The 1,012-nt window shown below is 76.0% G+C and carries 1 protein-coding gene; it reads right to left on the bottom strand.

Annotation, left to right across the window (positions count from 1 at the left end):
- The coding region (locus ACYVE9_RS28235; RefSeq protein ID WP_461030726.1) for an MBL fold metallo-hydrolase at positions 1-977 on the bottom strand (977 nt) is incomplete at its 3' end.
- Positions 978-1,012 lie beyond the last annotated feature (35 nt).

Raw genomic sequence — 1,012 nt, 5'->3', positions numbered from 1 at the left:
CCGTCGAGGGTCCGGGAGCCGCCGACGGGCAGGTCCCACAGGTCCTCGCGGGGCAGGCCGGCGGCGGTCCAGGCGGCCCGCACCCGGTGCAGCGGCTCCAGCGGCGGTTCGGCCGCCAGCAGGAAGGTAGCCCAGTGCATCGGCGCCATGCGCCGGGCACCCAGGTCGAGGCAGGCCTGCACGGCCTCCTCCGGGTCGGTGTGCACCGGCCGCAGCAGCCGGCGCGGGGCGTAGGCGCCGATGGGCAGCAGTGCCAGGTCGATGCCGGGATGGTGGCGGCCGATCTCACCGAACCAGTGGCCGTATCCGGTGTCGCCGGCGAAGTACACCTGCCGCCCGGCCGGATCGGCGAGCACCCAGCCGCCCCAGAGGGAGCGGCAGGTGTCCGCCAGGGACCGCCGGGACCAGTGGTGCGCGGGGACGAAGCTGAAGCGGACCGGGCCCGCGGGGGCGGGCAGTTCGGCGGACTCCCACCAGTCGAGTTCGGTGACGCGGGAGAAGCGGCGCCGGCGGCACCAGGCGCCCAGCCCGGCGGGCACGAACAACGGGGTGTCGCGCGGCAGCCGGCGCAGGGTCGGGGCGTCGAGATGGTCGTAGTGGTTGTGCGAGATGACGACGGCGTCCACCCGCGGCAGGTCGTCCCAGGCGAACCCGACCGGGGTCACCCGGGCCGGGGTGCCCAGGATCCTCCGGGACCAGACCGGATCGGTCAGCACCGTCAGACCGCCCACCCGGAGTACCCAACTCGCGTGACCCGCCCAGGAAGCCGCCACCGTGTGGGCCTCCGTCTCCGGCAGCGGGCCCGGCTCGAAGGGCAGCGCCGACACCTGTTCCATGGTCTCCGACGGCGGCCGGACGCCGTCCTCCCAGACCATCCGGACGTACTCGCGCACGCCGGGCAGCGGCGTGGTGAGCCGGTCGGCGAAACCGCGCGGCCATCGCCGGCGCCCGCCGAGCGGCCGGAGGGAGCCGGGCACGTCCGCCGAGAACGACCCGCCGGGTCCGGTCCGCC

It is taken from the genome of Streptomyces sparsus (assembly GCF_054776295.1).
The sequence above is the reverse complement of the archived record's forward strand: the minus strand, read 5'-3'. Positions and strand labels throughout refer to the sequence as shown.